The organism is Paraburkholderia sp. SIMBA_054 (assembly GCF_046534875.1).
Lineage (GTDB): Bacteria > Pseudomonadota > Gammaproteobacteria > Burkholderiales > Burkholderiaceae > Paraburkholderia > Paraburkholderia hospita.
On sequence record NZ_JAWRXV010000584.1, the window covers coordinates 1 to 284 of the forward strand.

General features: G+C 65.1%; 1 pseudogene. It reads left to right on the forward strand.

Annotation, left to right across the window (positions count from 1 at the left end):
- Positions 1-284 (forward strand): annotated as a pseudogene (locus SB822_RS56435) (NAD-dependent epimerase); the annotation flags it as partial.

The following is a 284-nucleotide window of genomic DNA, read 5'->3' on the forward strand; positions in this document are numbered from 1 at the left end:
GCCTGATCGCCGGCCTCGAGCTGAATGCCGCCGCGCTCGGCAACCAGCGCGTGCTGAATCTGCCCGGCATTTCCGTCAGCGTCGACGAGATGGTCGCGGCGTTGCGCGAAGTAGCCGGCGACGAAGTCGCGAAACGGATCGTGTGGCAGGCGGATGCGCGCGTGGAAAAGATTGTCGGCAGTTGGCCGGGACGATGGGATACGTCGCGCGCCGAGCAGCTCGGCTTGCGCGGCGATCAAAGTTTCACCGATGTGATCCGCGGCTATATCGCCGACGAAGGCATC